General features: G+C 63.9%; 11 protein-coding genes and 1 pseudogene. 3 read left to right on the top strand and 9 right to left on the bottom strand.

Annotated features, from left to right (window positions below; translation table 11 throughout):
* Nucleotides 1-89: 89 nt before the first annotated feature.
* The 5 genes from OUA97_RS08225 to OUA97_RS08205 all read right to left on the bottom strand — a co-directional run bounded on the left by OUA97_RS08225 (nt 90) and on the right by OUA97_RS08205 (nt 4,388).
* A complete protein-coding gene (locus OUA97_RS08225; protein WP_267231365.1) occupies nt 90-206 on the bottom strand; it encodes a DUF2474 family protein in 117 nt (38 codons plus the stop codon).
* Complete coding sequence (gene cydB / locus OUA97_RS08220; RefSeq protein ID WP_267231364.1) at nt 206-1,207, bottom strand: cytochrome d ubiquinol oxidase subunit II; 1,002 nt, start codon at nt 1,205-1,207, stop codon at nt 206-208. Before cydB ends, OUA97_RS08225 begins: the two co-directional genes overlap by 1 nt.
* Entirely contained in the window at nt 1,204-2,631 is a 1,428-nt protein-coding gene (locus OUA97_RS08215; protein ID WP_267231363.1) for a cytochrome ubiquinol oxidase subunit I, read from the bottom strand. Before OUA97_RS08215 ends, cydB begins: the two co-directional genes overlap by 4 nt.
* A complete protein-coding gene (locus OUA97_RS08210; protein ID WP_267231362.1) occupies nt 2,624-3,217 on the bottom strand; it encodes a GbsR/MarR family transcriptional regulator in 594 nt (197 codons plus the stop codon). The genes OUA97_RS08215 and OUA97_RS08210 overlap by 8 nt, the downstream gene beginning before the upstream one ends.
* A 652-nt stretch (nt 3,218-3,869) precedes the next feature.
* Nucleotides 3,870-4,388, bottom strand: coding sequence for a helix-turn-helix domain-containing protein (locus OUA97_RS08205; RefSeq protein ID WP_267231360.1), 519 nt, complete (start codon nt 4,386-4,388; stop codon nt 3,870-3,872).
* A 386-nt stretch (nt 4,389-4,774) separates the two neighbouring features.
* Here OUA97_RS08205 and OUA97_RS23420 point away from each other — a divergent pair.
* The 3 genes and pseudogenes from OUA97_RS23420 to OUA97_RS08195 form a co-directional block, all read left to right on the top strand.
* A pseudogene (locus tag OUA97_RS23420) lies at nt 4,775-4,888 on the top strand (transcriptional regulator domain-containing protein); the annotation flags it as partial.
* 24 nt (nt 4,889-4,912) lie between these two features.
* Nucleotides 4,913-5,452 carry a DUF2285 domain-containing protein gene (locus OUA97_RS08200; protein ID WP_267231359.1) on the top strand — a complete coding sequence of 180 codons (540 nt, stop codon included), beginning with the start codon at nt 4,913-4,915 and terminating at the stop codon, nt 5,450-5,452.
* Between the two features lie 56 nt (nt 5,453-5,508).
* A complete protein-coding gene (locus OUA97_RS08195) occupies nt 5,509-6,429 on the top strand; it encodes a HEPN domain-containing protein (RefSeq protein ID WP_267231358.1) in 921 nt (306 codons plus the stop codon).
* Nucleotides 6,430-6,785: 356 nt separating this feature from the next.
* Here the strand turns inward: OUA97_RS08195 and OUA97_RS08190 are convergent, their stop codons facing one another.
* From OUA97_RS08190 to OUA97_RS08175, 4 genes are all read right to left on the bottom strand, one after another.
* A complete protein-coding gene (locus tag OUA97_RS08190; protein WP_267231357.1) occupies nt 6,786-7,652 on the bottom strand; it encodes a 3'-5' exonuclease in 867 nt (288 codons plus the stop codon).
* Nucleotides 7,653-7,665: 13 nt separating this feature from the next.
* Entirely contained in the window at nt 7,666-9,666 is a 2,001-nt protein-coding gene (locus tag OUA97_RS08185) for an ATP-binding protein (protein ID WP_267231356.1), read from the bottom strand.
* A complete protein-coding gene (locus tag OUA97_RS08180; protein ID WP_267231355.1) occupies nt 9,663-11,138 on the bottom strand; it encodes an SIR2 family protein in 1,476 nt (491 codons plus the stop codon). Before OUA97_RS08180 ends, OUA97_RS08185 begins: the two co-directional genes overlap by 4 nt.
* A 195-nt stretch (nt 11,139-11,333) precedes the next feature.
* Complete coding sequence (locus tag OUA97_RS08175) at nt 11,334-13,079, bottom strand: class I SAM-dependent methyltransferase (RefSeq protein WP_267231354.1); 1,746 nt, start codon at nt 13,077-13,079, stop codon at nt 11,334-11,336.
* Nucleotides 13,080-13,190: the final 111 nt, after the last annotated feature.

The following is a 13,190-nucleotide window of genomic DNA, read 5'->3' as shown; positions in this document are numbered from 1 at the left end:
ATTCAACACAGTTACTCAAAAGCGTGCCCCCCGCAGGCAGGGGGAGCCCCGCCCATGGACAGATACGCGCAGGGCGCGAGGGGCCCTCATCAAAGCAGCCAAGCGCGGATCAGGTAGCTGACCGCGCCGACGGTCAGGACGCCGGCCAGCCAGAGACCGACGAACCAGGCCAGTCGCCGCCAGGCCGCGGGGGAGGGGGCGGCCATCAGTGATAGCCCTCGTGGCCGACCTTGCCGCGGAACACCCAGTAGGCGTAGGCGGTGTAGGCCAGGATGATCGGGATAAGCACCGAGGCGCCGACCAGCATGAACAGCAGGCTGGAGTCGGGGGCTGCGGCCTCCCAGATAGTCACCGCGCCGGGCACGACATAGGGGAACATGCTGATCCCCAGCCCGACGAAGCTGAGGGCGAACAGACCGAGCGCCAGCAGGAAGGGCCAGCGCTCATGGCCCTTGCGCAGGCTGCGGAAGAACAGAACCGCACCGATCAGCACCAGCAGCGGCACCTGGGCGGTCAGCAGCACGCTCGGCCAGGCGAACCAGTTCTCGTAATAGGCGCCCTCCAGGAACGGGGTGACCGCGCTGACTACAGCGATCAGCAGGATCGTGGCCGCGCCGAGCCAGCCGGACATGCGCCGCATGTGGGCCTGCATGGCGCCCTCGGTCTTCATCACCAGCCAGGTCGCGCCCAGCAAGGCGTAGCCGATCACGATGCTGACGCCGGTGAGCAGGCTGAAGGGGGTCAGCCAGTCCCACCAGCCGCCGGCGTACTGGCGGCCCTCCACGGTGATCCCTTGGAGGAGCGCGCCCAGGGTCACGCCCTGGGAGAAAGCGGCGACCACTGATCCGGCGGTGAAGGCGAAATCCCAGAACCGGCGATGATCCGGATCGCGCCAGCGGAACTCGAAGGCCACGCCGCGGAAGATCAGCGCCAGCAGCATGGCGATGATCGGGGCGTAGAGCGCCGGCAGCACGAGGGCGTAGGCGAGCGGGAAGGCGGCCATCAGCCCGCCGCCGCCGAGCACCAGCCAGGTCTCGTTGCCGTCCCAGACGGGGGCGACCGAGTTCATCGCCGAGTCGCGCTCGCGCCCTGGCTTGAAAGTCGGGAACAGGATGCCGATGCCGAGGTCGAAGCCGTCCATGACGACATAGGCGAAGACCGCAAAGGCGATCACGAAGGCCCAGATGAAGGGGAGGTCCAGGGTCACGAGGCGTCTCCCTCGCTGGCGCGATGGACGGTGATGCCGGGGGCGGGCGTGATGCCGGCGGTTCGGACCGGGTGGTCCGGCGCCGGCTCCAGGCCCGGTTCGCCCGGATGGGGCGGGTGGCTCATCAGCCTCAGGATGTAGCCGGCGCCGGCCGAGAACACGATGAAGTAGACGACCACGAAGGCCAGCAGCGAGGCGGCGACCGCCGGCGCGTCGAGCGGGGCGGCCGACTGCGAGGTGCGCAGCAGGCCGTAGACCGTGAAGGGCTGGCGGCCGACCTCCGTCGTCACCCATCCGGCCAGCACGGCGACGAAGCCGGCCGGCCCCATGACCAGGGCGAAGCGGTGCAGCCAGGGCCAGTCGTAGAGCTTGCGGCGAACGCGGGCGAGCAGGCTGACCGCCCCGAGGGCCAGCATCAGCATGCCGAGGCCGACCATGATCCGGAACGACCAGAAGACGATGGCGACGTGCGGCCAGTTTTCGCGCGGCACGGTGTCGAGCCCGGCCAGCGGCGCGTTCGGGTCGTGCTTGAGGATCAGCGAGGAGGCCTTGGGGATCGAGATTTCGGAATGAACCGTGGCGGCTTTCTCGTCGGGGAGGCCGAATAGGATCAGGGGCGCGCCGTCCGGATGGCTCTGGAAGTGGCCCTCCATGGCCATGACCTTGGCGGGCTGGTGCTCCAGGGTGTTCAGGCCGTGCATGTCGCCGGCGAAGATCTGGACCGGGGCGGCCACGGCGATCATGCCCATGGCCATATTGAACATCACCCGCGCGCCGGCGTTGGTCTTGTCCTTCAGCAGGTGCCAGGCCCCGACCGCGCCGACCGCCAGGGCCGTGGTCAGGTAGGCCCCGAGCACGGTGTGGACCAGCCGGTAGGGGAAGGAAGGATTGAAGATGATGGCCCACCAGTCGGCCGGCTCGAACTGGCCGGCGGCGTTCATGACGAAGCCCTGCGGCGTCTGCATCCAGCTGTTGGCCGAGAGGATCCAGAAGGCCGAGATGAAGGTGCCGATCGCCACCGCCAGGGTGGCCATGTAGTGCAGCCTGGGCCCCACGCGGTTCATGCCGAACAGCATCACGCCCAGGAAGCCGGCCTCCAGGAAGAAGGCAGTCATCACCTCGTAGGCCATCAGCGGACCGATCACCGGCCCGGCCTTGTCCGAGAACACCGACCAGTTGGTGCCGAACTGGTAGGACATGGTGATGCCGGAGACGACGCCCATGGCGAAGGCCAGGGCGAAGATCTTCAGCCAGTACTTGAAGAGGTTGAGATAGACCTCCTTGCCGGTCTTCAGCCACAGCCCCTCGAGCACCGCCAGGTAGCTGGCCAGGCCGATCGAGAAGGCCGGGAAGATGAAGTGGAACGAGACTGTGAAGGCGAACTGGGCCCGCGCCAGGGTCAGCGCGCTGATGTCGTCAAACATCGGCCTGGCCCTCGGACTTGGCGCGGCGGCGCGACTTGCCGCCGGCGACGACCTTCAACCGGTCCTTGATCTCGAAAACCTTTTGCACCTTGGAGCCCACCTCGAGCAGTTGGATCAGGGTCTGGGTCTCGAGCTTCTGAATGTCCTCCGACCAGCGGGTGACAAGCTCGATAAGGCCGTGCATCTCGGCCATCCGCGCCTGGGCGTGGCGTTCGCCCTCTGTCGCCGGCGTCTCGACCAGCGCCTGACGCAGCATCGATAGGGTCGGGTCGATCTCCCGCTTGCGCCGTTCCTCGGCCAGGATGCGCACGATCTCCCAGATATCCTCAGGCGTCGAGAAGTACTCGCGCCGGTCGCCGGGCTTGTGTTGCAGCTTCACCAGCCGCCAGGACGACAGCTCCTTCAGGCCCATGCTGACGTTGGAGCGGGAGAAGCCGAGCTTCTCGGTGATGTCGTCGGCGTTCAGCGGTTCTTCGGCCAGGAACAGCAGGGCGTAGATCTGGCCGACCGTACGGCTGATGCCCCAGCGGCTGCCCATCTCTCCGAAGTGGAGGACGAAGGCCTGGGTGAGCGGGGGAAGATTCATTTTCGTGAACTTTCAGGAATTCCTGAAAATTAGAAAATTGGTGACGCTAGGTCAATGGCCCGCGCGGCGGCCGAACGCCGCGCGGGTGGAAAGCGGCCGCCGGCTGTACTAAGTGGCCACGAAGACAGCCGCTCCGAGCGACCCGATTGGCCATGCAAACCGAACATCGCGACAGCTACCGCCTATCCGTCGCCCCGATGATGGACTGGACGGAATTGTCTTTTAATTCAATGTGATGTGCGGTGTCGTGTGCAGCGTTTGCACGCGAATGTTCTCGCAATTTTTCGCATTTGTTCGCGTCCCAGTCGGTGTTTCCAGAACTGGACCGACTGGGCTCGCCCGAGCGTTTGGATCGCGTCCCGTAGCGACGTACTGATGAGTTAAACGCAGCCGACGGCAATCGACGGCTAAGCCGAGGCTGCCTGCCTCGGTGGGGCGGACTAGTGGGCGGTCGGGCCCATCGGTTCCGAGTTCTGGTTGAACATGGCTGCCGTGTGCTCGGCATCTTCGCGAGACAAGCCGCTCTGTCGCGACATCGCTATGACCACCGTCTCCCCGGTCGAGAGATCATAGACACTGAACCCCATGGGGTCAGGTCGGACGATGAACCGATTCTCCATGGGCCGGACGATGCCCGCGGATCGGCGTTATGTCATTCCCCACTGTCTTCATCTGACGGTTTTCGTCTTGAGCGGGGATGAAAGGACGGCGGCAGGCCCAGCCGCAACGCTTGATCATCCAACCAGGTCTCGGCGCTCAAGTCTTGCTTGCGGACGTGGTCGGCCAGATCCTGGAAGAGGCGGCGGAAGCCCCCCCACCACACGCGCGGCTCGATCAGGGTGATGTCTTGATCGAGCTCTTCGTGGAAGGATCTCAGAGCGAGCATCATGACCACCATCGGCTTGGCTTCGATAGCTCGAACCGCAAAATCGGCGTCCTGCAGCCAAATGCTCGCGACGATCGCGAACGGGTCGCTGTCGGTCGCATCGGCAAAGCGGCGAATACGATCCAGATCAAACGGCCCGGCGCCCTCCTCAAAGTGTTGATAGGTGCGAAGCTGCAAGCCCATGGCCTCGGCGACCTCGCTCGAGCGCATGCCGCGCGCCCTGCGGATAGCGCGCAGGGCCGTGGCGAGAAGGGCGCTGTGGCTTGGAAAGGCCGCGTCGTCCATGGCCCTCTAGTCGTTGCTGCTGAGGCCGCTCAGCGATGGGTTCATGATTCTCAGCATAGTTGCAGCGTGGAGGGAATAGCTCGCCTTGTGGTTGGGGCGCCGCAAACCCCAATCTCACGGTTCGCCCCTGAACGCCGGCCAACAACTGCGCTAGAGGGGTCACTGCCGGCGAGGCGAAAGGGGTCTGTTCCGCTCGGGCGACGTGAGGCGGCGCCGGTTGGTAGCGCGCGCGTGCTTGGTCCGCCGGAAGCGCGCCAGCGATCGCCGAAACCGCGCCAAAATCTGGCGCGGGGACCCGCTGTTTCCCTCAATCGCCGCCTCTTGCTCGCCTTGCCGGGCCGTCTGCCATCCCATGTGTCCAGACGACAGGCGGGGGTGTTGCGGTCATGCAGACCTTTCGGCGCGCGGACTTTGCGTGGGAGTTTCTACGGCGGAACGAGGGATACCGCCGTGCGGCGATGGCGAGCACTTTCTGCGGAGAAGCAGGGGCAAGGCCCTGGGGACTGCAATTCTTCGCTGACCCAATGGCCGACGCCAGCGCCGCGCAGGTCTTTTGGTGTCCTGAAACTGCGCCCACAAGCGTCGTTTGGCTGCGGCCGTCGGCAGGCAGCTCGGGGCTACCCCTTTCCAGCTCTGCCGACGTCATTGCCCAGCGCCGAACGGTAGAGGGCCTGCACTTGCGTTTGCGAGGCGGTCTGCAGGTCTATGTGGAAGGGGGAGACCCCTCCGCGCCTCTTGCTGCCATGATCCCGATAGCTGGATCATTCTCGGCTGCGCTCAAGGGCGCTCGCGACCTGGACAGGATCTTAAGCGGCGGCGTGATCAGTGAGGATTTGACGTTGCAGCAGCAAGTTCGACTGCGCAGGTCCCTGATCGCCTTAGACGCGGTGCAGGCGCAGGCGACTTATCGGCAGATCGCCGTCCAGATTTTCGGCCCAGAAGCGGTTGCGCGCTACGACTGGCGCACCTCTTCGATCCGGGACGCAGCCATCAGGCTGGTAAGGACGGGCAGGGCGATGGCGGACGGCGGCTACATGCGCCTGCTTGGTGGCGCTTCGTCCTGAAGCTTTGACGCTCGCAGCCGTCTTGCAACCTTGGCTGGTTCACGGGACATAGGGACATGAAGTCCAGCCAGGATCATTTGCCGGAGACCAAGCGACGGGAACTGGCCCGCGCGGCGGAGATCCTTTTCTCCGAGTTTGAGGCGGCGACCGCCGGTGGTCACTCTGAGCACAAGCGTGATGGCCAGATCCTGAAGGTGATCCTGTTCGGATCGTACGCCCGCGGCGACTGGGTGGACGATCCGGTTGGCGGCTACGTCTCGGACTACGATCTGCTCGTGGTCGTAAACCACGAGAAGCTCACCGACGTTCTGGAGTTCTGGGCGGGCGCGGACGACCACCTGTTGCGTGAGTATCAGATCGCCCATCGGCTAACTGCGCCGGTGAATTTCATCGTCCATAGCCTGGCTGACGTGAACAAGCGGCTGAAGCACGGCCGGTACTTCTTCACCGACATCGTCCGCGACGGCGTCGTGCTCTACGAAGCCCCAGGCCATCCCTTTGATCGCCCGAAGAAGCTGGAGCCCGCTGAAGCGCTCGTGGAGGCGGAAGGGTTCTTCAGGGAGTGGTTCGAGAGCGCCGAGGACTTTCGGCAAGCCGCTTCGGAGCAAGTTGCAAAGGGCAAGGGAAAGCTCGCCGCGTTTCTGTACCACCAGGCGACGGAGCGCCTCTATCACTGCCTGCTGCTGGTGCTGACGCTCTACAGCCCGAAGTCCCACAAATTGAACTTCCTGCGTTCGCAGGCCGAGCAACTCGATGGGCGGCTTACTACGGCCTGGCCGCGCAGGACGAAGTTCGAACAGCGCTGTTTCGAGCTTCTAAGACGCGCGTACGTCGATGCTCGCTACTCCGAGCACTACAAGATCAGCGCGGAAGAACTCGCGTGGATCGACGAGCGGATCCGGGTCCTGTCTGACCTCGTGCGCCAATCCTGCGAGGAGCGGCTCTCGGCCCTGCGAGCTGAGGCAGCCGCCTCGTAGACGACGCCCGCAATGGGCTCAAAGCCGACGTTCGGAGGGTCTGCTTCGCGGCTGGCGCTGGAACCTAAATCCGGTGCGTTTGTGCCGGGCTCCTGGCCGAAGTTCAGATGGTCTGCTCTCAGGCAGCGCGGCTTCTGCATGTGGCCAACATCGGCAGAACCTGACTCGTTGCCGGACGTCGGAAGATCCGCTTACCGCCAGGGGATTCGACTCCCTAACAGGGGTATCGCTGCCGGCCAGGATGCGGAGTACGCGATGACGGTTGAAGTCGGACAGAGTCCGACGCCGCGACCGCATCAATTGAAAGGAGCGCCCGACGGACTGACGTGGTCAGGCTCACGGCCATTGTTGAGGGATCAGACGCGGTCTGAGAAACGGTCGTGAGCCTCGATCCGCCGAATGGTGAGGCCGACGTCGCGGCGGTAGATTTTCGTCTTCAAGAAGTGAAGCTCCGGATCACGCTCGGCGTCGGGCACATCGATATACCAAGCCCGCGGTTGAGGACCGCCGTCGCCATTCCATCGGTAGCCTCGGGCCTTGAGGATGTCCTTGAGGTCAAAGGGGGAGTTTTCCGCCCAGATGCGCCAAGTGGGGAGGCGGGCGGCGTCCAACAGGCGGCTGAGGCCGGTGACGCCGGACCGCGGTAGCGGCGCCGACAGGAGTTCAACCGTGGCAAGGCAGTCGTGCATCGCCCGATGCCGGTCGTAAAAGAAGCCCGCAGCCTGGGCGAGATAGGCGAGCTTCGTGCCCTCGAACCCTTCGGCCGCCCAGTCGATTTGGCTAAGCGAACAGGCCCAGGGCTTGGTCGTGAAGACGTCGCTGAAGCGCTCGAGGAAGCGCCGGTCGAAGGCGGCGTTGTGGGCAATGATCAAAGACGCTGGTGCCGCGAACTGCGCGACGTCAGCGGGATTTATCGTCATCCCGGCCAGCATCTCATTGGTGATGCCGGTGATGCCGGTGATTGCCGGGCTGATCGGCACGCTGGGTTGGCGTAAGGCGGAGAAACTACCGCCAACCATGTAGATCGTCCCGTCGCGCCCGTAGGTAAACGGGGTCATCGCCAGCTCGATGATTTCGTCCTTGCGAGCGTCCAGTCCCGTCGTCTCGACATCGACGACGAGGCCATACCAAGTGGGTACGCCAGGCGGGGGAATGTTCCCGAGCCGCGGTTTCAGACGCCGGACGACGCGGTAGTCGCCTGAGGCCTCAAGGTACTGCGCCATCGACTCGAGTTGATCAGACGAAGTCACTGAAGTCGTCCTCGTCGGGTTCGGCGGCGGGCGGGCCAAGATGTAGGTCGGCCATCCGCCCTTCCTCATGGAACCAGAGATCGACCACGGCCGTGTCGTCGCTGCGCGGTCTAGGCGAGGCCTGACCGACCTTAAAGGTGGTCGGCAGGTTCACGGACGTCCCAAATACCAGAGCGTGCTGACGTGGAAGCGATGGCAATCGCTTGAGCACCGCGTCGGAAATAAACGGGGTCATCTGGCGGATTTGGGACAGGTCGTCAGGGTTTTGAATCCGGTGGACCAGAAAGTTGGAGCATTGGCTGAGGACCGTCTTGGACAACTCGCTCGGGCGCTGCGACGCAAGCATCACGAACATGCCGTACTTGCGGCCCTCCTTGGCGATCCGCTCGAAAATCTTTGTCGCATCGATCGAGAACCGAGACGGGGTCGAGGCAATGTAGCGATGGGCCTCCTCCAGCAGGAGGTGGATAGGGAAACGATTGCGCGGCTCCGCCCGGCGCAGCAGCCGAAAAAGCATCCGGGCGATTACCGCGCTCACCAGTTCGACGATCTCGTCCTCGACCGAGTTGAGGTCGATGATGATGATCTGGTCGCACTTCGCATAGCCGGTGCCCTTGGCGTCGAGCCCGACGATATCCGCCAGGAAGTCGAGGTCGCTGGGCGCACTGGCGACGTCGGTGCCCTCGTGCCGAAGGAAGGCGTATTCGACGCGCTCTTGCAGCGACTTCAGCCGCGTCACCATCGCCGAGCAATAGTCCCTGATCTGGCGGTTGCCGTGGGCCTCCTCATAGAGGATCGCGAAGTCCAGACACTCGTGCAGTTCGTCGAACGAGAAGGGAGTGCGTGTGTAGGCTGGCAGCGGAACGTCTTCTCGGAGCTTCTTGCGCACTTCCGTCAGGAAGAGCGCCTGACCGTTGGCGCCGGTGAAGTTCCCGTACTGCATGTTCGGCCCGAACTTGTTGAGCAGGGCCATATTTAAGTCTTTGGTCGGGTACTTTTGGAGCAGCGACACCACCCGCTGGAACTTCGAGACTGATCCGTCGCCGTCAGCGCCGCGGAAGCACTCCACGATGCAGGTGGCGATGAAGTGCTCCCGCAGCGCCAGAGCATCGGACGTCTTGGCGTGGAAGAGGCTTGTCAGGCCAAGCGCGGTCCTTAGAACCGGCAATTGAGTGCGCTCGCTGGCCTGCAGCAGCAGCTCCCACTCCGACATCTCCAGAAACCAATGGGGCAGCCGGAAACCCGCCGTCGTCCCGTCCAGCACGACGCGCTTGACCCCGATGCGGCCCGGTTTGGCGAGCGGCGAGAGGGCTTCGTGATATTCGCCGTTGACGTCGAACACCACGAACGTGGCACCCCGGGCATGGTGCTCGGTCGGCTTGCGGAAGAGAGTCTGGAGGATCGAAGCGACGGTGCAGGACTTCCCGCTGCCGGTGTTGCCTAGCACGGCCACGTGGCCGCCAAAGAACTCATTGAGACGAACCTTGACCTCGTAGTCCTCGAACACGACCGACTTGCCGATAGGGATGGCCTTGAACCGGTCCGCTCCTGGCGTTTGGCAGGGAGCGGGCACCGCCTCAATCGCGTTGTCGGTGTCGAAGATGCGGTCCAGCTCGTCGTCGAGGGCATAGAGCGCGTCAGCGTACAGCGACGGGAAAATCGAGACGCCGAAGCGGAAGCTGCCGCCGTCCATCGGCAACATGCCGACTGGGACAACATCCAAGTATTTGGCCGAGCCCGCCCGATCGAAGTCGCCGCGGTCCCCCGGCGCGGTGGCGTCGCGTTCGCGTAGTCCTATTACCTCGCCGACCACGTATTCGGTCTGGGCCGGGATCATCAGGAATGACCCGAGCCGTGCGACATAGTGGACGTCGTCGAAGCCGACGACGGTGAAGTTGTCGGTACCGGCGTGCATCTCGACGACGAAGCGGTCGGCGGCGACGGACACGACCTTGCCGATCGCCCTTTTGCGATCGTCGTGGCTCATGGCTCGTCGTCCGTCTTCGGCGGTGGCGCGAGGTCGCTAAGGACTTTGCGGACAGCGTCATCAATCCGATCGCTAGGTCGCTGCGGCATGAAGTGCTCGACGATCGAATCGAAATAGTGCGCCCGGCTGCCGGCTCCGGGACCGTCTCCGCCGATGATCCAGATGCGAGGGTCGCGGAGCGCGCGCAACTTCGCGATTTCACCCTCCGTATCAACCGCCGCGAAGATCACCAGGCGGAAGGTCGGGATCGTCAGCGCTTGGTAGATGATGTTGTTGAGATGCTCGTCTCCGAAGGCGTAGCCGGCGGTGATCAGCACGCTCTGCTCACGGACGATGCGTGATTGAAATTCCCGAAAGAGATCGGCGTAGGGCGAGCCGAGCGAGGAGTTCTGCTTAGCCGGCGTGGGATAGATCATCATCCGGGTTGCGTCGGTGGGCGGCCAAACTTCCTTGATCGGAAAGAGGCCATGGTCGTCTTCGGTCCAGGTCACCGACCCGTGCAGCTTGACCAGATAGACGAAGGCGTCGACCGCGCTCCATTTGCGGCTCGCGACATCGAGCTGCTCGGCCAGCGCATAGCGGTAGGTCGCCGGATTGAAGCGCCTCTCGACGACCCCCGAAAAGCCGTTGGCGTAGGGCACGCCAAGGCGATCCATCGCCAGTTCACTGAAGTGGTCATAGTTGGTCGTGAAGACCCACGGACGCGGCAGCGAGCGGTCGCGAAGAACCAGCTTTTTGTAGAACCGTTCGTAGAGATCGCGGACGGACGTGTCGCTCCCGGCAAAGGCGCCCTGCGTCACCCGCAGCCAGAGGAAGTCCTGGACCTTCTTGATGATCCCGTCGATCAGGTCCCGCGCCGGCCAGTGCGCCGCGCTGTTGCTGGCGCGCAGCACGAAACGCTGGGCGAACAACACCTCCATCAGGCGCTCAAGGTTGCGGATGTAGCCCTGTTCCAGATCGATGCCGAGCCCGTCGAGGTAGGTCAGCTCCTCCTTCGTCAGTCGCCAAGGAGCCGGCGACTTCGGTGGATCGGGTTCAACGTCCTCGGCTTTTGGCGGCGGGCCGATTCCGAACGGATCGTCCTCGTCGTCGTCATCCCAGGTGTCCTGCCCTTCTTCGTGTGCAGTTTCCTCGGCGGCCTGAGCAGTCGCGTCACCGTCGCCTTCGGGGGCCTTCGGATCGGGTGCCGTTTCTTTCGGCGCGTCGGTGTAGAAGCCGTCCGCCTGCGCCTGCAGGGTCTCGCAGCAGAACTCCTTGGCCAGTGGCGCCATGGTCGAGATGCCTAGCTCGACCCCATCTTTCATCAGCGAGGAGCAGCCGGCCCCCAGGAGGAAGGCGATGTTCTTCGCGTTCATCGCTTCAGAGATCGCCTGCCGCACGGTGTCGGCGCCCTTCGGCCAGGCCAGGTCCTCGGGATCGGCGTTCCCGTTACGAAGGAACTGGAACGTTCTCCCGGGCTTTTCGTCGGCCATGGGCCCTCTCCTCGATCATGCGCCACGCGCGCAAGAGTCGGCGCCTCGACTATAGCGGAGGTTGTTCAACCTGGGCGTAGGAACTCGCGAAAAGCGGGTCATGCGGGAACCCCCGCACCGTTTGGGGATATCAATTCAAGATTGCAAGACAACGCGCAGACCGCTCGCGCCGCCGCTTGGGCGGCGCTGGCTGGATCAGCAGGCAGGGGGGGGCGGATCGTTGTCTACTGGAGTAGCAAGCTGTGGCTCGCCCGGCGAAAGATCCTCGCGCAGTTGCAGATCGCCGGTTGGGAAGTCGGCATTCTCGCCCACGACGTGACACCCGTAGAGGAAATCGTCGCCCATCCAGCGCTTGTCCTTGGCGATGCCGTCGAGGGCGAAGCGAAAAGTCAGTTGCGCTGACAGATCGCCCCAATCCTCCGGCGTCAGGTGCAGGGCTGAAAGCCAGTCATAGACGTAGCGGCACTCGTCGAAGGCGATAACGTCCATGAACATCGGCGTCTGCTTGCCTTCGGCGACGTATCGGAAGCGCCGGGTTTCGCGCACGTTCGGATGGGTCGGGTAGGCCAACTGTGCGAACGCCGGGTAGAAGCCCAGTTCCTGGGTCGGCACGTCACACAGGAAGGGCATCTCCTCCCGATACGGAAAGTCAGCGATCCGTCGCATAGCTTCCGACCACAGCTGCGGGTCGTGACGCCAAGCATAGTAGACGGCCATCAGATCTTCGAGCGGATAGCCGCCGCCGGCGGGCTTGCCGATCAGCGCGTTGCGCCACGGATTGAAGAGCGTCTTGGCATCGGTCGGCGGCGCGCCGAAGTTGAGGTCCACCGCGTAGTACCCGCATGCCGCCAGGGTCCAGAGCAGTGAGTTGAAGTCGGAATGGACGATGGCGTCGCCGTCGGAGTCCATATGGTCGGCTCCGGCATCGCCCTCGTCGTCACCACTTTTGAACGCCTCTTCGTTGAAGATGACCAAGCGCCGGCCGCGGGCAATCGCGGCCGTGAGGTCCTTGTCGAACGCGATCTTCCAGAGATCGCCGCTCAGCAGCCTGGCCGTTGGTGCAACGATCGTAGCCAGGTCCATGATGCTGCGGGTGATAAAGAGGCCGTAGTAGCGCTCGAAGTTCGCCTTCACTTCGTCGAGGAAATCGGCGGGCGGATCGCTATCGCTCCATTCGTCGGTCAACTCGGCCGAGGGGTTGAAGAGGAAGCCGTAGGCCTCGGGACCTTCGACGCTTCCACCGTTTTCCGACTCCAGGAAGCTCTTTGGGTAGAGGTAGGCACCGATCAGGAAGCTGAAGCGAGTCAGTTCCTCGGACTTGTTGATGTCGGGTCGTGCGAAGTTGCTAACCAGCACACCCAGAGGTGCCAGAGCGCTGTGGCGGAACAGGGTGGCCAGGACTCGCGCGGTGTCGGAGTTCCTACTGGGGAACGGACCACAAGCGTCGAAATAGATGATGTCAAATCGCCGGGGCGTGGCGATGAAGTAGTCCTCAATGCTGGCTGGGATGAACTTGACGCCGCGCGCCTTCAGATCCCGAAGCGTGTCCAGGCCCTGGGCAGCGATCTTCTTGTCGACCTCGAAGGCCCAGATGTTCTCGGGGCGCACGCCCAGCTCAAGTAGCACCTCGAGGTCGTTGTCGGGCTCGGGACCGGCCAGATAGGCGACGGTGATCTCCTGAGGCGTCCGCGTTCCAATGGCGGCGGCCCTAAAGCTGCGCCAGGAGGCGATATCCTTGGGATCGCAATTGTCTCCCGCCCACGTATCGCCCCACGTATCGCTGTTCAGCAGGGCCTGACGGACGCGTTCGACATGGTCGGCCGGCACGATCGCAGCGGCCTCGCGCCGGGACGTCACCAATTCAATCGCGTGGGTCAGAGAGCGTCGACGCGCCAGCGCCTTAGTGGGTTGATCATATGCGGGCGACTGCGTCTGGGACATCGGCGTCTCTTGAAGCGAATGGTGGCGCTGCATGTAGGTCTCAACCGTGGGTGTTGGGCTTGCCGGATGAGGTCGCAGTCAGCCTTCCCTCTGAACTCACATTCCTAGAGG

Source organism: Phenylobacterium sp. 58.2.17 (genome assembly GCF_026411515.1).
GTDB lineage: Bacteria > Pseudomonadota > Alphaproteobacteria > Caulobacterales > Caulobacteraceae > Phenylobacterium.
Note: the sequence above shows the minus strand (reverse complement) of the source record. Positions and strands in the feature narration are given on the sequence as shown.